The sequence below is a fragment of the Stenotrophomonas sp. PS02301 genome (assembly GCF_029959485.1).
Lineage (GTDB): Bacteria > Pseudomonadota > Gammaproteobacteria > Xanthomonadales > Xanthomonadaceae > Stenotrophomonas > Stenotrophomonas maltophilia_Z.
On the sequence record NZ_JASCOO010000063.1, the window covers coordinates 1 to 25,062 of the forward strand.

The following is a 25,062-nucleotide window of genomic DNA, read 5'->3' on the forward strand; positions in this document are numbered from 1 at the left end:
GACGACCGGTCTTCGACGCGGTGTCACTTGTTTTGTAATGGACAAGCCCAAGGGCCAGCGCTTCGCGCTGGCCCTCCGGGGTCAACGCGATCGGTGCCGCTGCGAGGTACGATTTAAGCGAAGCACCCGATGCGCGCTTATTGCGTTGCATGGCCTCTGAGGCCATCTCGGTGCGGCGTGCAGAGGCGTGCATCACGCCGATGGCGTCATCGAATGCGGCAAGCTCAGGACGCGGCGCAGGCTTCATCCCTTCCAGCTTGATGCGGGCGTTCTTGCCGGTGCAGGCAGCACAAAGACCGCCTGCGAAGAAGTACACGGTCGGCTCGCTGCAGAAGTTGCAATGGCCGCTCATTTCTTGCGCCTTTGCAGCAAGAAGCCGACGAAGAAGATCGCTACGAGACCGACGAAGAACGGCAGCATCTCTGCGGGGGACATGATCATTCGAACGGACCCCGGCCGGTACGCATGTACCTGATGTACATGAGCAGTGCCCACAGAAGCAGAGGGATCAGGAAGATCACTGGCCCACCTCGGCACGTGCCTGGGCCACAAATGCGGCGTCACGGATTGCCTTGGTCCCCTGCTCTTCCCTGCGGTCGATCACCCACGAGGCAATGCGCAGAAGGCCAAGGGCGAGGCAGATGCAAGCCCCAATCAGTGAGACGATGCAGACGACGGCGCTCATGCGAGAATTCCGATATCTACGGAGACGCCACGGGGGCGCGCATGAGTGAAGTTACGTCGGAGGAATACAAGAGGAACTTTCCCGCTTTCATAGCGCTGAGTTTTCTTGCTGGATCGATAGTCACCTGGACTTTGCTTGGTGCAGAAGCTGGCAGCAGAGCGGACTGGGTGGCTGCATTCGGCACGTGGGTTATCGGCATTGCCGCTTGCACTCTCACTTACCGTGAGGGCAAGGCGCAAAGGGATGCCAAATACGCGGCCGAAACAAGGCAGTTGCGGGTTATGAGCCTCCAAGCCGGATCGTTGAAGCTGTTCGCCGGACGTTTTTTGGAACTGGACAAAGCAGGTAAGGTTGGGAGGGACGCAGCAAGAGTTGTGGCTATCGCAATTGAGTCGAGATGCGGAGGAATTAAGCTCGACTTGACCACAGTCGATGCGGACCGCGAATTGGAGGGCGCTGCTGCGAAAGTGGAATTCTTGGCGTTTGCGCTCTCCGCCGTGGCCACGGAGTTTCTCGCTTTGAAGGCCGCGCCCGAACAGCTGGCTCGGGGGAACTGCGATCATTACGACTGGATGTTGGACAACGCGGCTCGCCTTTGCGATGGCGTTGATGCGCTTGCTGGCGTGATCACGAAAAGGATTGAATCGGTCACCAAGTGAGCCGGAGGAAACTTGAACCGCGCACACCGGTGCCATGCCATACCCCCTCCCCCAGCCCCTAGTACCCCGCCACGGCCTAGGGGGACCGGGACGGGGTGTCATGTGGATACATGACGGGCGAGATGTAAGCTGATTACCGGACACCTGTCAAGCGAGTACATGACATGAGCATCGTGGCAACCCTGCTGGATAAGGCGCGGGCTAGGAAAAACATCAGTTCCGACAATGCGTTAGCGCAACACATGGGCACTAACCGTCAAGTTGTTAGTCAATGGCGGCATGGGGATAGCTACCCCAGCGAGGACAACATTGCGGAGCTTGCAGAGATGGCTGGCGATGATCCCGTTCAATGGCTCGTGGCGATCAAGGCCGTGCGAGCGGACGGGAAGGCGGGCAAGGCGTGGGCAGCACTGGCGAAGCGCTTGGCGTTCACCACTGCTCTACTGTTGTGCGTGTTCGGAGTTAGCGCGAAGCTTACTGCTGCAACGGCTTCGACGGGTTCGGCTAAGGCAGGAATGTATATTATGTAACGCAGATGGCAGCAGCGGTGAGGTACCAGTTAGGCCTGCTGAGGCTCCTGCGAGCATTGATGCATGTGCCAGGACCTGACCGGCCCCTTCGCGGGCTGGAGCGTCAGAGGCAACTACCTACTCAGTCCTGACGGCGACCGGATGACGCCGGAACGTGTTGCCGGGTTTGCGTCCCGGCGCAAGGCCGAGGCTGGGGCCTTGCGCCAGATGGTCAAGGTCGTAGTTGTTGACCTCCGTAGGGGCATCGCCCCTACACCCCGTCACTTGCAGGCGGCATAGCCCTTATCGTCCAGCTGCCGACTAAGCTCAAACGAACGTCTGCGGCCACCGGCACGATACACGGCATCCCGGTAATCCTTGGCAGCTTGGCACCGGTCAGGCTCCCTGTATTGGCTGAAGACTACGCCTCTGACGCCAGTCCCCGACGCGGCCTGATACGACAGCCACTGATGTCGTACGCGCGATGCATAGTTCCGCCAACCAACTGATTTTATTGGCCTAATCTGGTGAAAAAAATTGGGAAAACTAACGCCATCGAGCAACCGCTGCGGGATGCGTGTGCCATGTGCCAGCGCTATAGAGCAAAAAGCTACTGGCAGTACATCTGTCGCAAACGCACCGCGTCTGCGAGCTGCGTCTTTTCTCTGGGTGTGGTCGCCATATACAACTGCTGTACTGATCGACGTATGCCCCCGCACGGGTCATCGGTATAGCCTGGCGGCCAGAATCCCAGCACTTGGGATGCACCTTTTACGATGTCTTGAGGCGTAATCTCTCGTTTCATCCGGAAACGCCCCGCAGGCAGCTCCTTCAATGTTGGAGCGTCTCTCCGCAAAAAATCGCGTTGAAATGAAACGTGCGCTCCTTTCGACGGGAGACTACTCCATGTGTCCGGCCCAGCTGGGCTGATGCTGCTGCCGACGACACCTGAGTTGGCCGAGGGACTCGCCAAGGTCACCTCTGGCGAAGAATGCGCTTCAGGGCGGCCTCTGAGCGTGTCGGGGGCCGCTCCCTTGGGCTTTGCCTTGGCAGAGGGCTGCGCTGTCGCCGGGCGCGTCGACCGTGGATGGGCGACTCCACGGGGGCTGGGTGCCGGTATAGCCTCCGGCACCTGGAGCGGCCGCGGCATCAGGCGAACTGACATTCGACTCGGCGACTCTGCCAGAGCGGGAAATGGAGAGAGCTTATAAATCAGCAACAGCAGAAGGAATGTAGCCAGAACGGCGACGGCGGCTGATGTGCCCCGCTCAATCACCGTCCACTGCAGCGCCACGTCGCGCGTCATCAGCCGCCCTACTCCATGAAGCCGGTAAAGCACATAGCGGCAGGAAGCCAATTTCTACCCTCTGATCTGTCCACCGTGAGCATCACGAAAACTGACCCATGCTCTGAAAGGCTGATATCGATCCCTATCTTCGAAACCGTGAGCGCGTGCAAGGCCCCTCCGGCCGAATTGCGGACACTTTCCTGATCGCCCGTGTTCGCCGTCAAGTGGTGAGTGAAAAGGCAGCAGTGGGACTCGGCTGGAGCCTGGGGTCGTGAAGCATCAGTTCGCCAAGTGCCAGAAGCTCGGTCAGGTTCGGGCTGGATCCATGCTGCTGATGTACCCCACGACGATGGCCCCGCGTGTACTGCCATGCGTAGAGCTGGTCTAGCATCGCCATTTCCATTGACGCAAAGATCGCTGCCGTTACGGTGTAGTCCGAATAAACCTCGGTGACGGGATCCGACGGAGGATCCACTGGCATCGGAAGCGTGCCAAATTGGGTCGCGAAGTCAAACAGTGACGCCCCGACTCTCGACACCATCGGAACGACCTTTGCTCCGGTACGGCGGGACAGGACAGCAGTGCCCAACATTGCATTGCGGTGTCCCCCGCAAAACGGAATCTGCCACGTCTCTTCCTGGTTTCTGTAGACGTCAGGCATGATGATCACCACCTGTCCGGCCCGCAGCTCTCGAATTGCCTGGATTAATCCTGCGCGTGTGTTGTGAATGATGGATACCGCCCCCCCCTCTCCAAACAAACAGCCGTGTGCCGCATCAAAAATGGCGTTGCTGCTCTGAGCCGCAGGGGATTCGTAGAAGATGCTGACCCTGCGGTTCTGTCGAAGCCGTTCCGCAGCGGCAATGATGGAGAGCACGAAGTGACCATGATGTGGGATTGCGAGCACCAATCCGCGTCCGTCATCTGCCAGCGAATCGTCAAGTGGCCTGTAATCGCTGCAGTCTGCAGCGGACACCAGTCTGAGGAATTCATCTCGACTCAGGCCGCGCATACAGCTGATCAATGCGAGTTGCTCGACTTTCCAGTGATAGAAGCGCCCCAGGTTCTCGCCGGACTCTTTGCACGCCTGTCGGAGTCTATCAATCTCAATATCGCCCAGTCGGCTTTCCAAGAGGGACTCGACCCAGATCAATCTGCGGTCTGTCCAACGAAGACAGCGCGTTGCGCGCGCCAGGATGCGTGCGAGAGTGGGGGTCATGGGCCCATCTCCTTGCTCGAGCGCAACAGCTCAGTTCGCAATACTCCCAAGCGCTGCAGAAGGCCATGAGCAGCGTTGGACATGGGCGCGCCACCGAGTTCCTGCATCAGCGAAGATTCGTATCCGCGGATACGACGCACAGCATTAGCCCGACGCACCTCTGGCCGTCGCCGCTCCTGTCGTGTGCGCACAAGCCATGCGGTACCGAGTCTGTCGCAAGCGATGTAATACGCTTGCAGCGCGAGTACCACGCCGTCAAACGAAGTGGCAGCATCTCCAGCGATCAGGCGAAAGCCCTGCTCGGTCCAGATCTGCAGCTGGAGACCGTAGCTGCCAAGAGCGATCAGCTCGGTGGTGCCTAGATACTCAGTGCGGTCACCGGCACCTACCAGAAGGCTGCTCTCAGGCGCATCGACGAACTGATCGGTGAAGAGGAATGCGCTGGCCGGCCGCCGCCCAGCGTTGCGTGCCTCACTGCAGCTAGCAAAATACGTTGCAGGGCGCATGGCTGAGGGCACCAGCCGCGCCTCGCCAATGATAGCCATCTCATGGATTTGGGCGTACTGCACTGCTTCATTGATCGCAATCTCAGTGCTCGGAAGCACTATCAACACCGGCTCGCCGCTTGCGCCGGACATGGTCAGCGACCGAATCAACTCCATAAAGTGCGCTCCTTCGCATTTGGTACTACTGGTACTACGCCTTTAACGCGCAGAGGCTCCCAGCCATGGGCCGGGAGCCAAGGTGCTGATTACCAGGTGCACTCACTGATATCGCACGTCGCCTCCGGAAGCTCCGGCCCCGCCATAGGCGTCACGGCCTGCGCCAGCTGGTCAATGCTGCCGACAACAACGGTCCCTGCATGCATTGCTGCTTCAAGAGCCTGCAAGCCAATAGTCAGTGCGTCCATTCGTCATTCCTTTGTTTGCCCCGGCAGAATTACCGAGGTTCAGCTTGTATACATCATTGAAACTCGCGTTGGCAATACTGTCTTGCCAGTAGCGATATTGGTAGTCCGAACCAATGCTGGTTTTGGGCGTCCGACAGCCATCGCATCAATAGCAGGCCACGCTCCTTGCGCTGAGCAGATGGGCATCACTTCCACGTGAGGATAATGGGCGCCTTGCGCCGGTTATTCCGCACTACGAATAAGCCCATGCGTGCGCGGCGTCGGCGTGTCATGGCTCCGACCAACCCCGCCAACCCCACCCGACCTTCACAACTACCACGCCACCCCGAATGCAACTATGAAGGCCGCGACCTGCCCCCCTCGGTAAACCATGCCCCACTTTCGTCGTCTTTTTGGTCGTTGGCTCCGCCTGCGTCGTCTTGTCCGTTGGCGCTGGCGTGAGCGCCAGGCCTCGGTTCCGGCCATTGAAGCCACCGAGGTCCCCCTGCGTGCCGCGCTGTACAGCGTTGAACAGATGGAGGTGTACGGCCGCGCACTGGCGCGCCAGCATCGGGTGCGGATGCGACCTGGCGCAGAGCGCCTGCTCGATCGCCTGCAGGCCAACGAACGTGTCCTGGAAGATGCCAACACGTTGCTCAGCAACGTAGTGCGCGAACAGCGGCCGGTGACCCCGGCCGGGGAATGGCTGCTCGACAACTACTACCTGATCGAAGAACAGATCCAGACCGCGCGACGCCACCTGCCGCGCGGCTACAGCCGGCAGTTGCCTTCGCTGGTCGCCGGCCCCTCGGCCGGGTTGCCGCGCGTGTATGAGCTGTCGATGCAGGCGATCGCGCACGGCGATGGCCGCATTGATGGGGATACGCTGGGCCGCTTCATCGCCTCGTACCAGTCGCTCGCGCCGCTGAGCCTGGGCGAACTGTGGGCCGTTCCGATCATGCTGCGCCTGGCCCTGCTGGAGAATCTGCGGCGCATGGCGGCGCGGGTGATGCGCGACGGGACGGACCGTGGCCTGGCTGCCCAATGGGCGGACAGTCTCAATCGCGCGGCGTCCGACACCCCGACCGATGTCGTGCTCGTGGTGGCGGACATGGCACGCTCCGAGCCACCCTTGACTGGCGCCTTCATCGCCGAGCTGACCCGGTCGCTGCAGGGGCGCGGCGGCGCGTGGGCCATGCCCGTCGCCTGGCTGGAACAGTGGGCCGCGGCGGCTGGGCAGCGCATCGACGAACTGGTCGCCGCCGAGGGGCAGCAGCAGGCGGCCGATCAGGTCTCCATCGGCAACAGCATCGGCAGCCTGCGATTCCTCTCCACCATGGATTGGCGCACCTTTGTCGAAGACATGAGTGTGGTCGAGCAGCGGCTGCGGGAAGACCCGATGGCCGTCTATCCGCAGATGGATTTCGGCACCCGCGATGCCTATCGCCATGTCGTGGAGAAGATCGCGCGCGGCAGCCGCGTTGCGGAAGAACGCGTTGCGACCATCGCGCTGGATCTGGCACGCGCGGCTGCGCCGCACGATGGGCCACGTACGCATGTGGGCTATTGGCTCGTGGGCGAAGGCGCCACGGCCACCGTTGATGCCGTGGCCGAGGCGGCACCCCGCCACCGCAAGGCCAGGCGACTGGCGCATCGCGTGCCGCTTGCCCTGTACCTGCTGCCGATCGCCCTGCTGGCGGTGGTGGCGACCGCTGGCCTGCTGGCCTCGGGCAGTGGCGCGGTGCCCGTGTGGCTGGCCGCGCTGTTCGGGCTGCTGGTATTCAGCGAGCTGGGCATCGTCCTGGTGAACTGGACGGCGACGGTACTGGTCACGCCCAGGCCGCTGCCCAAGCTCGATTTCAGCGAGGGTATTCCTGCCGCCTGCTCCACCGTGGTTGCGGTGCCGTCCATGCTCTCCAGCATCGACGGCATCGATGTCCTGACCGAAGCGCTGGAGGTCCGCTTCCTGGCCAACCGCGATCCTCAGCTGCGCTTTGTGCTGCTGACGGACTTTCTCGACGCCGCGGCCGCCGAGACGCCGACGGACGACACCCTGCTCGCGCATGCCGTGGAGCGCATCGAGGAATTGAACAGTCGTTACGCGGCCGAGCGCGGCGATCGCTTCTACCTGCTGCACCGCCCCAGGCAATGGAACCCGGGCGAAGGGGTGTGGATGGGGCACGAGCGCAAGCGCGGCAAGCTGGCAGCCCTCAATGCCCTGCTCCGCCAGGGCAATGCGGCCGCGTTCATGCGCACCGTCGGTGACACGGCGGCCCTGATCGGTGTCCGCTACGTCATCACCCTGGATTCGGACACGCAGCTTCCGCGGGATGCCGCACGCGCCTTCGTCGCCACCCTGGCGCACCCGCTCAACCGCCCGCGCTTCGATCCTGCGCTGCGACGCGTAGTGGAGGGCTACGGCATCCTGCAGCCCAGCGTCGGCACCAGTCTCGGCACGCGCCGCACCTCGCGGTTTGCCAGGATGTTCGGCAGCGAGCCCGGCATCGATCCGTACTCCCGCATGGTCTCGGATGTCTACCAGGACCTGTTCGACGAAGGCTCGTTCGTCGGCAAGGGCATTTATGACGTCGAAGCGTTCGAGCATGCGCTCGAAGGCCGCCTGCCCGAGAACCGCATCCTCAGCCACGATCTGCTGGAAGGCTGCTATGCACGCGCCGGCCTGGTCAGCGATGTGCGCCTGTACGAGGACTATCCCGAACGCTACGCCGCCGATGCCAAGCGCCGTGCGCGTTGGATCCGCGGCGACTGGCAGCTGCTGCCCTGGTTGATGCCGTGGACACCGCGCCCGGGATCGGGCTGGGAACGCAACCGGCTCAGCCTGCTGTCGCGCGGCAAGTTGCTGGACAACCTGCGCCGGAGCCTGGTGCCGATCGCTGCCTTGGCCTTGCTGGTGGCGGGTTGGCTGTATGCCGAAAGCCCGGCTGCGTGGACGGCATGGGTGCTGGCACTGTGGTTCGCGCCGCCGTTGATCGGCATGCTGCGCGATGCGCTGAGCGTTCCGGACGACACCCCGCTGGAAGCGCACTACATCATGGTCGGGCGCGGCACGCTGCAGTCGTTGCTGCGCGCGGCCACCCAGGTCGCGTGTCTGCCCTACGAAGCGTTGCTGGCCGGTGGGGCGGTGCTGCGCACGCTCTGGCGCATGACCGTCACCCGCCGCCACCTGCTGCAATGGAACCCCTCCAGCGAAGTCGAACGCCGCCTCGGCAGCGACCGCGGCGCGGAATGGCGGGTGATGGCGCCGGCATCGTTGCTGGCAATTGCGCTGGCGGCCGTTGTGGCCAGCGTGGCTCCGCAGGCGCTGCCTGTCGCCCTGCCCCTGCTGTTGGCGTGGGTCTTCGCCCCCGCCTTGATGGCGTGGCTGGGCCGGCCGCCGGCCGCAAGCGTGGCCGAACTTTCCGTGACACATCGGGCATTCCTGGGCCGGCTGGCGCGGCGCACCTGGTCGTTCTTCCAGGCGTGGGTGCGCGAGCAGGATCATTGGCTGCCGCCAGATAACATCCAGGAGCATCCAACCCTGGTGGTGGCGCGGCGCACCTCGCCGACCAACATCGGCCTGTCGCTGCTGGCCAATCTGTCTGCGTGGGATTTCGGCTGGCTGCAGCAGGGCGCAGTCGCGGAACGTACCGCGCTCACGTTCGATACGCTGGACCAGCTGCCGCGACACCGCGGCCACTTCCTGAACTGGTACGACACCGAAACCCTGGCGCCGCTGCAGCCGCGCTACGTCTCCACCGTGGACAGCGGCAACCTGGCCGGCCACCTGCTGACGCTGCGCCAAGGCCTCCTCGCGCTGGTGGATGCGCCAGTGCTGGCGCCACATACCTTCGACGGCCTGGCCGATACGCTCGGCGTGCTGGAAGAAGAACGGCATCGCTATCGCCCTGCTGACGCGCCACTGGGCGAGGCACTCAACCACCTTCGCCAGCGCCTGGCCTCAACGCGTACCGATCCACCCCGTGGCACGGCGCAGCTGCTCGCCCGGTTGCAGGAGCTGGCCGGTCTGGCCGACGCCGTACTGGCGCAATGGCCGGCACCGGAGTCGCCCGAGGAAGGTGCGCTGCACTGGCCGGCCCTGTTCGCTGCCGAATGCCATGCCGCCCACGCAACACTTGCCAACCTCCCGGCCGATGCCGGCGCGGACGATGAGGCGCCGGTGCCCAGCCTGCGCCAGCTGGCCGCCCTGCCCGGTTCCGCCGGTGCGGACGCGCGCGCGCGCATCGAGCAGCTGCAGGCGCTGGCGCACCGCGCCGGGCAGTTCTCGCTGATGGAATACGGGTTCCTGTTCTACCGCACCCGCAACCTGCTCTCGATCGGCTACAACGTCGACGACCATCGCCTCGACAACAGCTTCTACGACTTGCTGGCGTCCGAAGCGCGGCTGTGCGCCTTCGTCGCCATCGCCCAGGGCCAGTTGTCACAGGAGAGCTGGTTCGCGCTCGGGCGGATGCTCACCGAGGTCAACGGCACCCCGACGCTGTTGTCGTGGAGTGGCTCGATGTTCGAGTACCTCATGCCGCAGCTGGTGATGCCCAGCTATCCGGATACGCTGCTCGACCAGACTGCGCGGCATGCGGTCGAGGCACAGATCGTCTACGGCCGTACCTTGAACCTGCCGTGGGGCGTGTCCGAGTCCGGCTATAACGCGGTCGATGCCCGCCTGAACTACCAGTACCGCGCGTTCGGCGTGCCCGGGTTGGGGCTCAAGCGCGGCCTCGGTCAGGATCGGGTCATCGCGCCCTATGCCAGCATGATGGCGCTGATGGTGGCGCCAGAGGCGGCGTGCCAGAACCTCCAGGCACTCGAAGGGTTGGGGTTCTCCGGGCGCTTTGGCATGTACGAAGCGATCGACTACACCCCCGCCCGGCTACCGCCGGGGCAGGATCACGTGCTGCTGCGCTCGTTCATGGCCCACCACCAGGGTATGGGCCTGCTGTCGCTGGATTACCTGTTGCGCGACCAGCCGATGCAGCGCCGTTTCGTTGCCGATACCGAGTTCCAGGCCACCTTGCTGCTGCTGCAGGAACGCATCCCGCGCATCGGCGTGTTCCATCCGCATGAGGTCGAAGCCCTGGGCGAGCACTCGGCCATGGCCGAGCACGAGACCTCCCTGCGCGTCCTGCGCGACCCGGCTGGCCCGCGCCCGGAAGTGCAGTTGCTCTCCAATGGGCGCTACCACGGGATGCTGACCCATGCCGGCGGCGGGTACAGCCGCCACGGCGACCTGTCACTCACCCGCTGGCGCGAAGACGGCACCACCGATGCCTGGGGCACGTTCTGCTACCTGCGCGACGTGGACAGCGGCGAGTTCTGGTCTGCCGCCTACCAGCCCACCTGCGTGCCGCTGGACCATTACGAGGCGATCTTCTCCGACGCCAAGGCAGAGTTCCGTGGTGCCCGCCGCGGCTGCGAGAGTCATCTGCAGGTCGCCATTTCCGCCGAGGACGACATCGAGCTCAGGCGCCTGCGCCTGACCAACCGCGGCCGTCGCCAGCGCACGGTGGAGATCACCACCTATGCCGAAGTGGTGCTGGCGCCCGCAGCCTCCGACGATGCGCACCCGGCCTTCAGCAACCTCTTCGTACAGAGCGAGATCCTGGCAGCCAAGCAGGCCGTGCTCTGCACGCGCCGGCCACGTTCGCACGACGAAGTGCCACCGTGGATGTTCCATCTGGTCGCCGTGCATGACGCCGAGGTGGTATCGATCTCGTACGAAACCGACCGTGCGCGCTTCCTGGGCCGTGGCAACACGCCGCGGACGCCACAGGCGTTGACCACCGATACCGACCTCTCCGGCACGGACGGCTCGGTGCTCGACCCGATCGTGGCCATCCGCGTGCGGGTGGTGCTGGAGCCCGAGCAGACCGTGCAGCTGGACATGGTGTATGGCATTGGCGCCGACCGCTCCGGGTGCGAGGCGATGGTCGACAAATACCGTGATCGTCGCCTGGCGGACCGTGTCTTCGACCTGTCCTGGACACACAGCCAGGTGGTGCGCCGGCAGATCAACGCCAGCCAGGCCGAGGCATCGTTGTACGAGCGCCTGGCCAGCCACGTGCTGTATGCCAATCCGCTGCTGCGCGCGGGCGACGCCGTCCTGCAGCAGAACCAGCGCGGACAATCCGGGCTGTGGGGCCATGCCATCTCGGGCGACCTCCCCATCGTCCTGCTCAAAGTCACCGACGCGGAGAACATAGAACTGGTCAGGCAGCTGGTGCAGGCGCATGCGTATTGGCGCCAGAAGGGACTCAACACCGACCTGGTCATCTGGAACGACAGCAAGGCCGGCTATCGGCAGGAACTGCAGGACCAGATCCTGGGCATGGTGGCGGCCAGTTCGGAGACCGGCCTGCTCGATCGCCCCGGCGGCATTTTCGTGCGGCCGGTGCAGAACATGAGCCACGAGGACCGCGTTCTGCTGCAGGCCGTGGCACGGGTGGTGCTCAGCGACGAGGACGGCACGCTGGCGGCGCAGGTGGGGCGCCAGCCGCTGCCTGTGCGACGGATTCCGGCCCTGGTGCCGCAGGCGGAGCAGCAGGAGCTGGCCCTGGCTATGGAAGAGACGCCCGGGCTGGCCATCGTCGCCGACCCCGGGCCCGAACCCGGACGGCCCCCGGGCGTTGAGCACGACGAAGAGGTGGACGACCCGTGGCCGTTCCTTCCGTACCGCGGCGCCGGCCTGTTCGACAACGGCACCGGCAGTTTCAGCGAGGACGGCCGCGAATACGTGGTGGTGGTGCGCGAGGGTGCCCCGACCCCGGCGCCGTGGGCGAACGTGATCGCGAACGCCCGTCTGGGCACGGTCGTCAGCGAGAGCGCACCGGGCTATACGTGGTTCGAAAATGCACATGAATTCCGCTTGACGCCCTGGCTCAACGATCCGGTGTCCGACACCGGCGGCGAAGCCTTCTACGTGCGCGACGAGGACACTGGCCGTGTCTGGTCGCCGATGCCGCTGCCGTGCCGGGGCACCGGGGCGTACCGGACGCGCCATGGATTCGGCTACACCGTCTACGAGCACATCGATGACGGCATCGTCAGTGAGTTGTGGGTGTTCGTCGACGTCACCGCCCCGCTGAAGTTCTCGGTCCTGCGGTTGCACAACCTCTCGGGCCGGCCACGGCGGCTGTCGGCCATCGGCTACGTGGAATGGGTCATGGGTGACCTGCGCCCGAAGTCGCGCATGCATGTGGTCACCGAACGCGACCCGCAGACCGGGGCGCTGATGGCGCGCAACAGTTACAGCACCGAGTTCGGCGGCCGGATGGCCTTCTTCGACACCGATGCCGAGGGCTGCGGCTGGACCTGTGATCGCCTGGAGTTCATCGGCCGCAACGGTGGCCTGCACGCACCTGCGGCGCTGCGTCGCGAGCGTCTGGATGCACGGGCCGGTGCGGGCATGGATCCCTGCGCGGCGATCCAGGTGCCGCTGGAGCTGGCGCCGGGCGACCGCAGTGAAACCACGTTCCGCCTTGGCGCGGGGCGCGACCGCGAGGAAACGCTGGCGTTGGCACGAAGCCGCCAGGGCAACCAGGAAGCCATCGATGCGCTGGACGCCGTGCGCATCCACTGGCGCAACGTCCTGGCCACGGTGCAGGTCCGCACGCCGGACCCGGCGTTCGACGCACTGGCCAATGGCTGGCTGGTCTACCAGACCTTGGGCTGCCGCTACCTGGCACGCAGTGGCTACTATCAATCCGGCGGCGCGTTCGGCTTCCGTGACCAGCTGCAGGACGCGCTCGCCCTCGTACACGCGCGCCCGGACCTGACCCGCGAACACCTGCTGCTCTGCGCGGCACACCAGTTCACCGAAGGCGATGTGATGCACTGGTGGCACCCGCCGCAAGGTCGCGGCGTGCGCACCCGCTGCTCGGACGATTATCTGTGGTTGCCCCAGGGCGCATGCCGCTACCTGGAGGTCACCGGCGACGCCAGCGTGCTGAACGAAGTGGTCGGCTACATCGAGGGGCGCGCGGTGACCCCGGAAGAGGAAGGCTACTACGACATGCCCACCCTTTCGGCACAGCGCGGCACACTCTATGCGCACTGCGTCGTCGCGCTGGAACGCGGGTGCCGGCTGCTCGGCGAACGCGGGCTTCCGTTGATGGGCAGCGGCGATTGGAACGACGGCATGAACCGCGTCGGCGACCAACAGCGCGGTGAAAGTGTCTGGCTCGGGTTCTTCCTGCATGACACGCTTCGCCGCTTCGTCGGGCTGGCCAACGCGCGCGGCGATGCCGCCCGTGCGCAATGGTGCGAAGAACAGGCCGAACGCCTGCGTCAGAACCTGGAGCAGCATGCCTGGGACGGGGCATGGTATCGCCGTGCCTGGTTCGACAACGGCGCCATGTTGGGCTCGTCACAAAACCAGGAATGCCGCATCGACTCGATCTCCCAGAGCTGGTCGGTGCTGTCGGGCGTTGCCGCGCCTGAGCGTGCCAGCCAAGCACTGGATTCGCTGTACACGCATCTGGTGCGAAAGGACGCCAAGCTGATCCAGCTCCTCGACCCGCCCTTCGACCAGACCACGGAGGACCCCGGTTACATTCGGGGTTACGTACCCGGCGTGCGCGAGAATGGCGGCCAGTACACCCACGCGGCGGTGTGGGCGGCGATGGCATTCGCACAGCAGGGCGATGCGGTACGTGCGTGGGAGCTGGCCGGCATGATCAACCCCCTCAACCACGCACTGGACCCGGCGGCGGTCCAGACCTACCGCGTCGAACCCTATGTGTTGGCCGCCGATGTCTACGCCGTGTCGCCGCATGTCGGGCGTGGCGGCTGGACGTGGTACACCGGCTCGGCCGGCTGGATGTATCGCCTGCTGGTGGAATCCCTGCTCGGCATCCGTCGCGACGGCGATCGTCTGTCGCTTGAACCGTGCCTGCCCGATCACTGGCCGTCCTTCGAACTGAGCTACCGCTTCGGGCGCAGCCTGTATGAGTTCGTGGTGACCCGCACGGCGCAGGGCCAGCCGACGCTGCATGTGGATGACGTCCTGCAGCCGGACCTCAACGTCCTGCTCCGCGACGACGGTCATTACTACCGTGTCGCGCTTGATCTGGGTGCACCTCCGGGATGAACGTTCGTCCCGACATACAGGTGCAGCTCGATGCCCTGGCCGACAAGCTGGACCACTGGGTGGCGCGCGTGCGCCACCCGGCGCAGTTCTGGCCGCAGTTTGAACAGCTGACTGGCGAGATTCTCGACCAATGCGCGAATGCGGAGAGGGACCATGCGCGTGCGTGTATACAGGCCATGCTCAAGGGCCATGGGCTGGAGTTGCCGCCATGGCACGAACGCGATGAAAGCGTGCCGCCGGGCGAGCCAGGAGAGTGATGGCTTCGTCACCGCTTCTGCAGTGCAGCTTCAAGCAGGCTGACGTACGTATCCAGCCGGGTTCGAAGCCCGATCAACATCCAGCCAGCCGCGTAAAGCAGCACCATCATCCAGATGATCAGGCCCGCAACTGGATTCACATCGAACGCTGTAGCCCAGTCTCCCCAGGTCCAGTTGCGGAACTGTAGATAGAGCGCAACCAGGACCGGGAAGATGCCGAGACGTTGAATACCTCCAAACGCAAACCCCATGCGCTCATCCATGCGCTGGCGCAGTCCACTCGAGAATCGCAGCATTTCCTCGCAGTGCTCGCTCGGGAACGCCCGAAGTTGACCCACAAGGCGGCGCCAGTAGGCGAAATCGACATCCATTTCTACTGCGTGCGAGCGCCGCAGTCTGAGAAGCTGGGGTAGTTCACGCTTTGCCGTGAGGATCAGATGGACGGCAAACCCCGCCAGCTCTACCACCAGACAGATGGATGACGTGATTGCCGCTGGCTGCGGAGCGATGAAGCGTGGGCTCAACGCAGCGGCGAGCAGCCCCACGCCTGCCGCACCCAAGCCGATCCAGAGGGAGGCGCGCTCCACGCGCGACGGCTTCGCCTCCCGGCGACGGGCAACGTAGGCCGCAACGTTGTCGTGTAACCAGGAGAAACTGAGCTCCATTCCAGGGGCAGAAGCTTCGCGTGGTTCAGGTGCGCCAGGCGCTGCGGCGTTCGTGGTCATCTCCATTCCTGATCAGCTCCGCTCTCCGTGCGATCGCAGATCATACCGCCGGCCGGGCAACGACGCCTCCGCGCCCTACCCAGCCAGCCGGCCAGCGCCTTTTACACCGCTTCGGCCTCCGCCCCCACCCCGCCCCGCCGCTGCTCCCGCCGGCGATGCACCCAGTAGTACAGCGTCGGCAGTACCAGCAGGGTTAGCAACATCGCCGAGAGCAGCCCGCCAATCACCACCACCGCCAGCGGCTTCTGGGTCTCAGCGCCAATCGCATGCGACGTCGCCATCGGCAGCAACCCGAACATCGCCAACAGCGCCGTCATCAGCACCGTGCGCAGGCGCTGCAGTGCGCCCTGCACCACGGCGTCGTAGAGCACCATGCCCTGCTCGCGCAATTGCCCGAAGCGCGTCAGCATGATCACGCCGTTGAGCACCGCTTGCCCGAACAACGCAATGAAGCCGATCGCCGCCGACACCGACAACGGAATCCCGGTCAGCAGCAGCGCCAGGATGCCGCCGATCATCGCCAGCGGAACGTTGGCCAGGATCAGCGCGGCGCTGGTGACGTCCTTGAAGGCATCAAACAGCAGCACGAAGATGATCAGCACCGACAGGGGCACCACCCAGCCCAGGCGAGCCATGGCGCGCTGCTGGTTCTCGAACTCGCCGGACCAGTCGATGCGGTAGCCTTCTGGCAATTGAATGGTGGCATCCACCTGCTTGCGCATATCGGCAACGACGCTGCCCATGTCGCGGCCGGCGATGAAGATGCTCACGGCTTTGACGCGCTGGGCGTTCTCACGCGAGATGTTGATCGCGCCGCTGGCCATGTTGAAGTCCGCTACATCGCCCAGCGTCACTGTCTGGCCTGAGGCCGTCCCCACCGGCACGGTGCGCAGGCGCTGCAGATCGCGGTCGGCATCGGACAGGCGCAGGCTGATCGGGAACTGGCGCTCGCCCTCCCACAGTTGGCCGACCTCGCGGCCGCCGATGGCGGTCTCGATCACGGCATCGATATCCTGCACGTTGAGGCCGTAGCGCGCCGCGCGGTCGCGATCGATATCGATGCGCAGCTGCGGCAGGCTGCCGTCGCGGTCGATGAAAGCGCTCTCCACGCCGTCCACGCCCTTCACCTGCGCCAGGATCGCCTGGGCCTGGCCGGTCAGCACGTCCAGATCCTCGCCACTGACCTTGATCACCACCTGGCCCTTGATTTGGGAAATACTCTCCAGGATGTTGTCGCGCACCGGCTGGGAGATCGAGAACTCGGGGCCGGGAATACGCGCTTCCAGAATGCGCTGCATCTGCGCCACCAGCTCGCGCTTGTCGATCTTTCGGGTCCACTCGGACTCGGGCCTGAGCGCAACCAGCGCTTCGATCTGGTTGGCGCCCTTGGCATCGGAGCCATCCTCGGGGCGACCCAGCTTGGCCACCACCGTCGAAACCTCGGGCAGGGTCCGCACCAGGTCACGGATGCGCCGGGATTGGGCCTGCGCCTCGGCCAGGCTGGTGCTGGGGTCGAGTGTGGCGGTCAGCCAGATCGAGCCTTCGTCCAGTTCGGGCAGGAATTCCGACCCCAACCGCGTGCCCAACGCCAGCGTCACCACCAACATGGCCACTGCCGCAAGCACCACCGCACGGGGCCGCGCCATCGCCCCCTCCAGCCACGGGCGGTACCAGCCGACCAGCCGGTTCATCACCGGGTTCTCGCCTTTCAACCGCTCGCGCCGCAGCCACCAGAAGCACAGCAGCGGCACCACGGTCAGGGCAAGGATCAGTGCGCCGATCAGCGCCGACGTCACCGAATAGGCCATGGGGGCGAACATCCGGCCTTCCTGGCGCTGCAGGGTAAAGATCGGGATGTGCGCGGCGATGATGATCAGCATCGAGAAGAAGGTCGGCCGCCCCACCTCCGACGCGGCTGACAACACCGTCGCCATGCGCTCGCGCCGGGTGCTGCCGGGCGGCATCTTCGACATGCGCGAGACGATGTGCTCGGTCACGATCACCGCACCATCGATGATGATGCCGAAGTCCATCGCGCCCAGTGAGAGCAGATTGGCCGGCACGCCCCACAGGTGCAGGCCGAGGAAGGTCGACAGCAAGGCCAGCGGCATCATCGCTGCCACGATCAACGCCGCACGGGCGTTGTAGAGGAACAGCCACAGCACCAGGAACACCAGCACCGCACCCTCCACCAGGTTGCGGAACACCGTCTTCAGGGTGGTCGAGACCAGCCAGGAACGGTCGTAGAACGGTTCAAGCGTGACCCCGTCCGGCAGGTGAGTGGCCTCGATCTCGGCCACGCGCGCATGCAAGGCATCCAGCACCAGGGACGGGTTCTCGCCCTTGCGCATCAGCACCATGCCGAACACGGCGTCGTCGTTGTCATCCTGGCCAACCAGGCCCTGCCGCGGCAGGCCGGTATCGACGATGCGGGCGAGGTCGCGCACCAGCACCGGTGTGCCTTGCCGCTCCCCCACCACAACGGTGCCGATATCGGCCGGCGAACGCATCAGCCCAACACCACGGATCAGATACTGCTGCTGCCCACGTTCTACATAGCCGCCGCCGGCGTTCGCACTACCCCGCTCCAGCGCCTCGGCAAATTCCTCCAGGCTGATCCCGCGGTCACGCAGCTTGCCCAGGTCCGGCTCCACCTGGAAGGTCCGTGCATAGCCGCCAAAACTGACCACGTCGGCCACGCCCGGCACCGTACGCAGGCGCCGCTCCATGACCCATTCCTGCACGGTGCGCAGCTCAGTGGAGCTCATGTGTGGCGCGTGCAGGACATAGCGGTAGATCTCGCCCACCGCCGAACTCATCGCCTCCATCTCCGGCTGCACACCGTCGGGCAGGTCCACCCCCTGCAGGCGCTCCATTACCTGGGCGCGCGCGAAATAGTCGTCGGCGCCGTCATCGAAGGTCAGGATGATCATCGACAGCCCGAACTGGGTGTGCGAGAACACGCGCACCGAGTGCGGGATACCGGACAGCGCCACCTCCAGCGGCATCGTGACTTCGCGCTCAACTTCTTCGGCCGCGCGCCCAGGGTGCAGCGTCACCACGGTGACCTGGGTATCGGAGACGTCCGGGAAGGCTTCCACCGGCAGCTCGCGGAACGCGGCGAACGAGGCGCCGATGAAGATCAGCAGCGCCAGCATCACCATCAACGGCTGACGCAGGCAGTACGCAATCAGACGATCGATCATGGGGCAGCCTTGGCTGCCGCCGCACCACCGGCGGGTGACTCAGCGCTGCCAACGTTTTGATCGAGCACCTGCTGCAGCAGCAGACCGCCGTCCACAACCACGCGCGCGCCGGCGGCCAGCCCCTGCCCCACCCACAAGCGCCCTTGGCCCAACTCCTCGGCCTGCACGGAGCGCCGCGCGAACCGGCCCTTGCCCTCGTCGACGAACACCACCTGCTCACGCCCGAGCAGCAGCACTGCCCCCTCCGGCAGCGATACGCCACCGTCCATCGGCACCGTGATCGCAGCCCGTACGTACTGACCCGCCTTGAAGCGGCGCTCACGGTTGTCCAGCTCTGCACGCGCCTGCACCACGTGGCGCTCGGTGTCGATGTAGTCATCGACATGGCCGAGTACGGCGTGCGCTGCTTCGCCTTGGCCCGGCGTGAGGCTCACGGCCATCCCTGGCTTGAGGCGCCCCGCAAGCGCCTCGGGAACATCGACGATCAGCCACAGCCGGTCTGGATCGCTCACCACCGCCAGCGGCAGCTCGGCCTCCGGCGACACGCTCATGCCCGGGCTCATCCGACGCTCGACCAGGATGCCGTCGATCGGCGAGCGTAGCGGCATGCGCTGGTCGATGCTGCGGCTGCTGCCAAAACCACGCGTCAGCGCCTGCAGGCGGGCATGCTCGGCCTCGTTGGCCGCCAGCGCGGATTCGGCTTCGTCCAGTTCGCGCCCCGAGGCGACGCCGGCCTCGTGCAGTTCGCGGACGCGGGCCAGTTCGTTGCGTGCCTGACGCAGCTCGGCGGCGCCACGTGCGCCCTCGGCCTGCACCTGCCCGAACTCAGGCGAGGTCACCCACGCCAGCACCTGGCCGGCCTTGATCTTCTGGCCGGGCGCCGCCTCGATACGCGCCACCTGGCCCGGCAGCGGCGAGCGCAGCATGCTGGAACGCGTGTCATCCCAGGTAATGCGCGCCGGCAGCTGCAGGACCGAGGCCGAGCCATCGGTCACTTCTTCGCTTCGCAGCACCTTCAGTTGCGGGCTGTCGGCAGCGAAGCGGATGGTGGCCCCCTCGACCGTCGGGGCCGGCACGGCCACAGGTCCGGCGTCGCGCGCGCAGCCACCGGCCAGCACGGCGGCCACGAGCAGCGAAAGCAGCCGGGCCGAGCCGGCGGTGCGGGAGTACATCATCGGGGGAGTCCTTCGGAAGCAGTAACGGCGGCGTTCCAGCGCGCCAGGGCGGAGGCATGCGCCAACCGCGCATCGATCAGATCGGATTCGAACTCGCGCCAGCTGCGCCGTGCGTCCAGCAGATCGGTCAAGGTGGCAGCGCCGCGGCGATAGGCCAGTTCCAGGCCGTCCAGGCTTTGCCTGGCCGCCGGTCCCTGCAGCTGTTCGTACTCGGTGCGGCGTTGTGCGGCGGCGGCCAGTGCGTGCTGCAGCTGATCCAGTTCGGCGGTGGCTGCACGCCGCAACTGCTGCCGTTCCAGGACGGCGGCCTCGTAGTCCGCCTCCGCTCGTTGCTGCTCGCCCCGCCAGCGCTTGGCACCGCCCAGCGGTACGCTCATCGAAACGCCCCAGGTCACCCCGCCGATATCGGCGGGCTCGCGCTCGGCTTCGATGCCGAACTGCACGTCGCGCCGGCGTTCACTGCGTGCCAGTGCACGTGCCGCGTCCGCCGCGATCACCCGCGCTTGGGCAGCTCGCAGATCAACGCGATCCTCCAATGCGGTCGGTGCGGGTGTCGCGGGTGTCGCGCTCGAGCCCGCGCGCGGCCACGCATCGTCGGCGCTGAGCGCAGCATCGATGTCATTGCCCAGCAGCAGCGCAAGCGCATGCCGTGCCTCGCGAAGGCCACGCTCGGCCTCACGGGCGGCATCGGCCACCTTGAGGTCATCCACCGCCAATCGCGAGCGCTCGATCGGGGCCATGGCGCCGGTCGCCACCTGCTTGTCCGCTGCGGCCAGGCTCTCCGCCGACGCGCGCCGGTCCTCCGCCGCGATGCGTTGCAGTTCCTGCGCAGCCTTCAACCCGAAGTACGCCTCGGTGAGCGCGACCTGCTGTTGGCGTCGTCCGTCGAGCAGGCTGAGGTTGGCCGCCTCGACCAAGGCGTCGGCCTGACGCATGCGCCAACCGCGCTTGCCACCGCGCTCCCAGGTCCAGCCCAGGCCGAGTGTGGAATCCACGCGCTTGTCTTTCCATCGGCCCGGGCCGATGCCCTCCTGCCGGCTGATCTTGGAGGTGCCCACGCTCAGCTCCGGGCTGGGGCGTCGCGACGCACTCAAGGCATCGCCCTGCGTGCCGCGCAGCTCGATCGCTGCCGCGAGCAGATCCGGGTTGTGCGCTGCCATGGCCTGTTCCGCCTGGGCCAGCGTCAGTGCCGAAGCGGTGCCCGGCGCTATCAGAAGTGCGACCATCAGGGCGGCACAGCGGGTGGTGGTATTCATTGCGGACACGGTAAGGTGCAGCGCTTTCGTCAAACTTTCCCGAACCTTGCGTCAACCTTGCAATGCGCATTCTGCTGATTGAAGACGATGCCGCGATGGCCGATGGCCTGGTGCGCGCACTCACCCGCGCCGGTCATGCCTGCGATCATCTCGCCCGTGGCCTGGCCGCGCCGTCGGCGCTGGCCAGCGTCAGCTATGACCTGGTGGTGCTGGATCTTTCCTTGCCCGACATCGATGGATTGGATCTGCTGGCGCGGCTGCGGCAGGACGGCTTTACCGTGCCGGTGCTGATTCTCACCGCCCGCGACGGCGTGGAGGACCGCATCCGCGGCTTGGATGGTGGCGGCGATGACTACCTTGCCAAACCCTTCGCCCTCGGCGAACTCGAAGCGCGCCTGCGTGCGCTCGCCCGTCGCCAGTCCACCGCCCCTGCCCTGCGCCAGCTGGGCGCACTGCGCCTGGATACCGGCACCCGCGAACTTCGTGTTGGTGATCAACCGCTGGAACTCACCGCACGCGAGCTGGCCCTGATGGAGATCCTGCTGCAGCAGCCGGGGCGCATCGTGGCCAAGCAGCGCCTGTTCGATGCGGTCTACAGCTGGGACCACGAGGCCAGCCTGTCGGTGATCGAAGTCCACATCAGCCGCCTGCGCCGCAAGCTGCAATCGGCCGATGCCAAGATCGGCATCCGCATGCTCCGTGGTCTTGGCTACCGCCTGGAAGCCAGTGATGGCTGATGCGCCGTACAGCCTGCGCGGCGTCCTGCTGCGGCGCTTGTGGCTGCCGCTGCTGGTGCTGCTGCTGGCCAGTGCGGTGGGCGCGTTCGTATTGGCGCGGCATTACGCCGAACAGGTGTACGACCGCTGGCTGCTGGATTCGGCGATGTCGCTGGCACAGTTGATCGAGGTGCGCGGCGACACCGCCCACATGGAGATCTCCCCCGCCGTCTCGCGCATGTTCACCTGGGACACGGTGGATCGGATATATGGCGACGTGACCCGCGCCGATGGCACGCGGCTCTACGGTACCGGGGCGCTGCCGACCGCCACCGCCGCGCTGGCCGAGGACGCCGATGACAGCCCTGCGCGCAGCTACTATGACGCGGTGATCGATGCCCGCGACGTGCGCGTGGTGCAGGTCGCGATGACCCCGCCGGGTTCGGCCACCCCGATTGTGATCCGCGTGGCCGAGACCCGCACCAAGCGCCTTCGGCTGGAGCATCGACTGCTGCTGGCAAGCATTCCGCTGCAGGGCACGATCCTGCTGCTCGCGGCGTGGCTGGCGTGGTCCGGCACAGGCGCGGCGGCGCGGCATACCAACGGCGCGGCGCGACGGCTGGCCAGCGCACCGCTGGATGCCCTGACCCCGCTGGAGCCGCGCGACGCCGCGCCACGCGAGCTGTGGCCGGCGGTGGATGCCTTCAACCAGCTGGTGAGCCGCCTGTCAGCGATGCAGGACGCCCAGCAGCGCTTCATCAGCAACGCCGCACACCAACTGCGCACGCCGCTGGCCGGGCTGCAGATCGAACTGGAGAGTGCGCTGCGCGAGCAGGATCCTGCTGCGCAGCGTGACGCGCTGGCCGGATTGCTGCGCGGATTGACACGTCTGCGCCATCTGACCCACCAACTGCTGATCCTCAGCCGCTCTGAAGACAGCGCCGGCGCGATGCTGACCATGCGTCCGGTGGATCTGGCCGAGCTCGCACGCGATGAACTGGAGCGGCTGATGGACCGCGCGGTGATTGCCAACGTCGACCTCGGCTACGAAGGTCCCGATGCCGGTGTCATGGTGATGGGCGAGCCCCAATTGCTGCGCGAGGCGATCAGCAACCTGGTCGACAACGCCCTGCGTTACGGCGCACTGGACGGCGTGATCACGGTCAGCGTGGAGGCCACCCGCGGCGAGACGCGGCTCAGCGTCAACGACAACGGCGCCGGGATCGATCCGTCACTGCGCAGCCGTGTCACCGAGCGGTTCTGGCGCGGGGATGCCCATGGGGATGGCTGCGGGCTGGGCCTGGCCATCGTGGCCGAGATCGCCGGACGGCACCGTGCCACGCTCACCATCGGCGGTTCACCGCTGGGCGGCGCCCAGGTCATGCTTGCATTTCCATCGCGGGCGGGCTGAAACACATCACGGCAGCCAGTACACCGCCTTGAGGGCCTCCGCCAAGCGCGATGCGGCCTCTTGGTGGGTGAATGGCGGCGTGCGCGGCGGGTCATACACCTCCGGGCGCGTGCCGGCGACGACCAGATCGATCGCATAACAGGCGCCGTTGTGCACTGCGCGGTAGCTCTCGGCGTTGACGTAATGGCTCATGGCCGCATCGCCCACCGTGGCGTGGGTGAACGGCACGCCGCCGATATCGACCGTGGCCGGTGCCGCGGGCGCGGTCGCTTCGGCCGGCGTCTCCAGACAGGCCTTGACCGCCGTTGCGTCGTCGCTGCGGCCGATCCGCAGCTCGCCGGCGGTCACACTGTCCGAGCCATCCAACACCAGGGCGACCAGCGGCGTACCGACGCTCCCAGGCGGCGCGAACAGCTTCCACGTGGGCGAGGCGAGGTAGTCACGCTGGAAATCCTGCACCACCTGCACGCCGCGCACCGGGCGAACGGCGATGCCGCCCGCCCCTTCAGCATAGGCAGGCGCGGCTGCAGCGGCCGCTGGTGAGGCGGCGTCCGGCGCAGTGGGGGCGCGCTGCGCATCCGCCGGTGGTTTGCTGCAGCCCGTCAAAGCCAGCAGAAGCGCCGCGAGTAGAACCGGCGGTGCAGGAAGTGGATTCAGGGCCATGTGCGGCTCCGGGAACAGGGGTGTCCAGCGTGCCCACTGCCTCGTTAACGCGGCGGCTATTGCCTGCCACTTGCCGCCTGGCGGGCGTCCTCACGCTGCCGCGGAACGTTGCCCCACATGCCCGGCCGCCCTACGCCTCATGAGCAATCGGCATGACCGTGACCCGCCCGGCACTGCAGCCGCTGACTAGACTCGTCACATGCCGCGTCCGCGGCGCTCTCATACGTATGGATCTCTCGATGCGGCGTGTTCTTTGTCTTGGTCTTCTCGGCGTGGTCAGCCTGTTGCCCGCCTGCTCCCCCGCCCCCTCCCCCGCGCCGAAAGCGGCCACCACCGAGACCGCCAAGGCCGATGAAATCGCCTGGCGCCACGGCGACGTGGACGACGCCTTCGCCGAGGCGCGCGACAGCGGCAAACCGGTGCTGCTGTACTGGGGCGCGGTGTGGTGCCCGCCCTGCAACCAGCTCAAGGCCACGCTGTTCAAGGATCCGGCCTTCATCGCGCTGACCCGGCAGTACGTGCCCGTCTATCTGGATGGCGACGAAGAAGGCGCGCAGGCCTGGGGCGAGCGCTTCGGCGTGCGCGGCTACCCGACGCTGATCGTGCTCGACCCCGAGCGCAACGAGCTCACCCGCCTGGCCGGTGGCAACGACAGTGAAGCGCTGACCCGCGCACTCACCCTGGCCGCCGGCCGCCGCACGGCCGTCAGCGAGGTGCTGCAGCACGCCCTGAGCACACCCGGGGACGTCAGCGCCGACGACTGGCGCGTGCTCGGCGATTACGGCTGGGAAGTGGATGCCAATCGCCTCGCCGGTGATCGTGATGCAGCGTCATTGCTGCAGCAACTGGCCAAGGCGGCGCCCGAGCCTGCGCTGCAGCGGCGGTTCGCGTTACTGGCGCTCGGCGCCGGCAAGCCGGACAAGACACCCACACCGGCGCAACGCACCCGCACCCGCACCCTGCTCGATGCCGTTCTTGCAGCACCCGCGGAGGTCCGGGCCAATCGTGACCTGCTCGGCTACCAAGGCCCTGCCCTGGTGGCGCTGGCCAGTGCCACGCCGGAACAGGCGCAGCAGCTGGGAGTGCAGCTGCTCAAGGCGCTGGATGCCGCCGACCACGCACTCGGCGACAAGGCCGATGCGCGGCTGGGCACGGTGATCACCGAACTCGCCCTGCAGCGCCAGCAGCACCCCGACCAGGCCATTCCGGCCGCGCTGAAGACAAGGGCGACGCAACGCGTCGGGGGGGGGGGCGGGGCGCCCCCCCCCCCCCCCCCCCCCCCCCCCCCCCCCCCCCCCCCC

General features: G+C 66.2%; 16 protein-coding genes and 1 pseudogene. 7 read left to right on the forward strand and 10 right to left on the reverse strand.

Annotated features, from left to right (window positions below; genetic code table 11):
- Together QMX81_RS14650 and QMX81_RS14655 are read right to left on the reverse strand one after the other, a co-directional pair.
- Positions 1-247, reverse strand: a pseudogene (locus tag QMX81_RS14650) (replication initiation protein); the annotation flags it as partial.
- A gap of 270 nt (positions 248-517) precedes the next feature.
- The gene (locus tag QMX81_RS14655) at positions 518-685 is read right to left on the reverse strand and encodes a hypothetical protein (protein ID WP_282262508.1); all 168 of its coding nucleotides are present in this window, start codon (positions 683-685) and stop codon (positions 518-520) included.
- A gap of 41 nt (positions 686-726) precedes the next feature.
- Between QMX81_RS14655 and QMX81_RS14660 the strand changes: the two genes are divergently transcribed.
- Both QMX81_RS14660 and QMX81_RS14665 read left to right on the forward strand, forming a co-directional pair.
- Positions 727-1,344, forward strand: coding sequence for a hypothetical protein (locus QMX81_RS14660; RefSeq protein ID WP_282262510.1), 618 nt, complete (start codon positions 727-729; stop codon positions 1,342-1,344).
- A gap of 164 nt (positions 1,345-1,508) precedes the next feature.
- Positions 1,509-1,874 carry a hypothetical protein gene (locus QMX81_RS14665; protein ID WP_282262512.1) on the forward strand — a complete coding sequence of 122 codons (366 nt, stop codon included), beginning with the start codon at positions 1,509-1,511 and terminating at the stop codon, positions 1,872-1,874.
- Between the two features lie 1,487 nt (positions 1,875-3,361).
- Here QMX81_RS14665 and QMX81_RS14670 read toward each other — a convergent pair.
- From QMX81_RS14670 to QMX81_RS14680, 3 genes are all read right to left on the reverse strand, one after another.
- Positions 3,362-4,360, reverse strand: coding sequence for a hypothetical protein (locus tag QMX81_RS14670; RefSeq protein WP_121036813.1), 999 nt, complete (start codon positions 4,358-4,360; stop codon positions 3,362-3,364).
- A complete protein-coding gene (locus tag QMX81_RS14675; protein ID WP_121036812.1) occupies positions 4,357-5,022 on the reverse strand; it encodes a hypothetical protein in 666 nt (221 codons plus the stop codon). The genes QMX81_RS14670 and QMX81_RS14675 overlap by 4 nt, the downstream gene beginning before the upstream one ends.
- An 89-nt stretch (positions 5,023-5,111) precedes the next feature.
- Positions 5,112-5,270: a hypothetical protein gene (locus QMX81_RS14680; protein ID WP_183073620.1), complete on the reverse strand. Its 159-nt coding sequence runs from the start codon at positions 5,268-5,270 to the stop codon at positions 5,112-5,114.
- 370 nt (positions 5,271-5,640) lie between these two features.
- Between QMX81_RS14680 and QMX81_RS14685 the strand changes: the two genes are divergently transcribed.
- Both QMX81_RS14685 and QMX81_RS14690 read left to right on the forward strand, forming a co-directional pair.
- The gene (locus tag QMX81_RS14685) at positions 5,641-14,352 is read left to right on the forward strand and encodes a glycoside hydrolase family 94 protein (RefSeq protein ID WP_282262513.1); all 8,712 of its coding nucleotides are present in this window, start codon (positions 5,641-5,643) and stop codon (positions 14,350-14,352) included.
- Positions 14,349-14,609, forward strand: a complete 261-nt coding sequence (locus QMX81_RS14690) for a hypothetical protein (protein WP_121036810.1) — start codon at positions 14,349-14,351, stop codon at positions 14,607-14,609. Before QMX81_RS14685 ends, QMX81_RS14690 begins: the two co-directional genes overlap by 4 nt.
- Before the next feature lie 8 nt (positions 14,610-14,617).
- Here QMX81_RS14690 and QMX81_RS14695 read toward each other — a convergent pair whose 3' ends face one another.
- From QMX81_RS14695 to QMX81_RS14710, 4 genes are all read right to left on the reverse strand, one after another.
- The gene (locus QMX81_RS14695; protein ID WP_259462070.1) at positions 14,618-15,334 is read right to left on the reverse strand and encodes a hypothetical protein; all 717 of its coding nucleotides are present in this window, start codon (positions 15,332-15,334) and stop codon (positions 14,618-14,620) included.
- A 101-nt stretch (positions 15,335-15,435) separates the two neighbouring features.
- Positions 15,436-18,540, reverse strand: coding sequence for a CusA/CzcA family heavy metal efflux RND transporter (locus QMX81_RS14700; protein ID WP_121036809.1), 3,105 nt, complete (start codon positions 18,538-18,540; stop codon positions 15,436-15,438).
- Positions 18,537-19,715: an efflux RND transporter periplasmic adaptor subunit gene (locus QMX81_RS14705; RefSeq protein WP_121036808.1), complete on the reverse strand. Its 1,179-nt coding sequence runs from the start codon at positions 19,713-19,715 to the stop codon at positions 18,537-18,539. The genes QMX81_RS14700 and QMX81_RS14705 overlap by 4 nt, the downstream gene beginning before the upstream one ends.
- On the reverse strand, positions 19,712-20,971 hold the full coding sequence (locus QMX81_RS14710; protein WP_282262516.1) for a TolC family protein: 1,260 nt from the start codon (positions 20,969-20,971) through the stop codon (positions 19,712-19,714). Before QMX81_RS14710 ends, QMX81_RS14705 begins: the two co-directional genes overlap by 4 nt.
- A 62-nt stretch (positions 20,972-21,033) precedes the next feature.
- Between QMX81_RS14710 and QMX81_RS14715 the strand changes: the two genes are divergently transcribed.
- Both QMX81_RS14715 and QMX81_RS14720 read left to right on the forward strand, forming a co-directional pair.
- Positions 21,034-21,708: a response regulator gene (locus QMX81_RS14715; RefSeq protein ID WP_282262518.1), complete on the forward strand. Its 675-nt coding sequence runs from the start codon at positions 21,034-21,036 to the stop codon at positions 21,706-21,708.
- Complete coding sequence (locus QMX81_RS14720; RefSeq protein ID WP_121036805.1) at positions 21,701-23,098, forward strand: sensor histidine kinase; 1,398 nt, start codon at positions 21,701-21,703, stop codon at positions 23,096-23,098. The genes QMX81_RS14715 and QMX81_RS14720 overlap by 8 nt, the downstream gene beginning before the upstream one ends.
- 6 nt (positions 23,099-23,104) lie before the next feature.
- On the opposite strand, the gene QMX81_RS14725 is transcribed toward QMX81_RS14720, so the two are convergent.
- A complete protein-coding gene (locus QMX81_RS14725) occupies positions 23,105-23,761 on the reverse strand; it encodes a hypothetical protein (RefSeq protein ID WP_121036804.1) in 657 nt (218 codons plus the stop codon).
- Between the two features lie 239 nt (positions 23,762-24,000).
- Here QMX81_RS14725 and QMX81_RS14730 point away from each other — a divergent pair.
- The coding region (locus tag QMX81_RS14730; protein WP_282262522.1) for a thioredoxin family protein at positions 24,001-25,062 on the forward strand (1,062 nt) is incomplete at its 3' end.

What these genes read in the sequence shown, in the direction of transcription:
- QMX81_RS14685 (WP_282262513.1), top strand. Translation starts at nt 5,641, where the DNA reads ATGCCCCACTTTCGTCGTCTTTTTGGTCGTTGGCTCCGCCTGCGTCGT.
- QMX81_RS14665 (WP_282262512.1), top strand. Translation starts at nt 1,509, where the DNA reads ATGAGCATCGTGGCAACCCTGCTGGATAAGGCGCGGGCTAGGAAAAAC.
- QMX81_RS14720 (WP_121036805.1), top strand. Translation starts at nt 21,701, where the DNA reads ATGGCTGATGCGCCGTACAGCCTGCGCGGCGTCCTGCTGCGGCGCTTG.
- QMX81_RS14670 (WP_121036813.1), bottom strand. Translation starts at nt 4,360, where the DNA reads ATGACCCCCACTCTCGCACGCATCCTGGCGCGCGCAACGCGCTGTCTT.
- QMX81_RS14725 (WP_121036804.1), bottom strand. Translation starts at nt 23,761, where the DNA reads ATGGCCCTGAATCCACTTCCTGCACCGCCGGTTCTACTCGCGGCGCTT.
- QMX81_RS14710 (WP_282262516.1), bottom strand. Translation starts at nt 20,971, where the DNA reads ATGAATACCACCACCCGCTGTGCCGCCCTGATGGTCGCACTTCTGATA.
- QMX81_RS14655 (WP_282262508.1), bottom strand. Translation starts at nt 685, where the DNA reads ATGAGCGCCGTCGTCTGCATCGTCTCACTGATTGGGGCTTGCATCTGC.
- QMX81_RS14675 (WP_121036812.1), bottom strand. Translation starts at nt 5,022, where the DNA reads ATGGAGTTGATTCGGTCGCTGACCATGTCCGGCGCAAGCGGCGAGCCG.
- QMX81_RS14715 (WP_282262518.1), top strand. Translation starts at nt 21,034, where the DNA reads ATGCGCATTCTGCTGATTGAAGACGATGCCGCGATGGCCGATGGCCTG.
- QMX81_RS14695 (WP_259462070.1), bottom strand. Translation starts at nt 15,334, where the DNA reads ATGACCACGAACGCCGCAGCGCCTGGCGCACCTGAACCACGCGAAGCT.
- QMX81_RS14680 (WP_183073620.1), bottom strand. Translation starts at nt 5,270, where the DNA reads ATGGACGCACTGACTATTGGCTTGCAGGCTCTTGAAGCAGCAATGCAT.
- QMX81_RS14690 (WP_121036810.1), top strand. Translation starts at nt 14,349, where the DNA reads ATGAACGTTCGTCCCGACATACAGGTGCAGCTCGATGCCCTGGCCGAC.
- QMX81_RS14705 (WP_121036808.1), bottom strand. Translation starts at nt 19,715, where the DNA reads ATGATGTACTCCCGCACCGCCGGCTCGGCCCGGCTGCTTTCGCTGCTC.
- QMX81_RS14660 (WP_282262510.1), top strand. Translation starts at nt 727, where the DNA reads ATGAGTGAAGTTACGTCGGAGGAATACAAGAGGAACTTTCCCGCTTTC.
- QMX81_RS14700 (WP_121036809.1), bottom strand. Translation starts at nt 18,540, where the DNA reads ATGATCGATCGTCTGATTGCGTACTGCCTGCGTCAGCCGTTGATGGTG.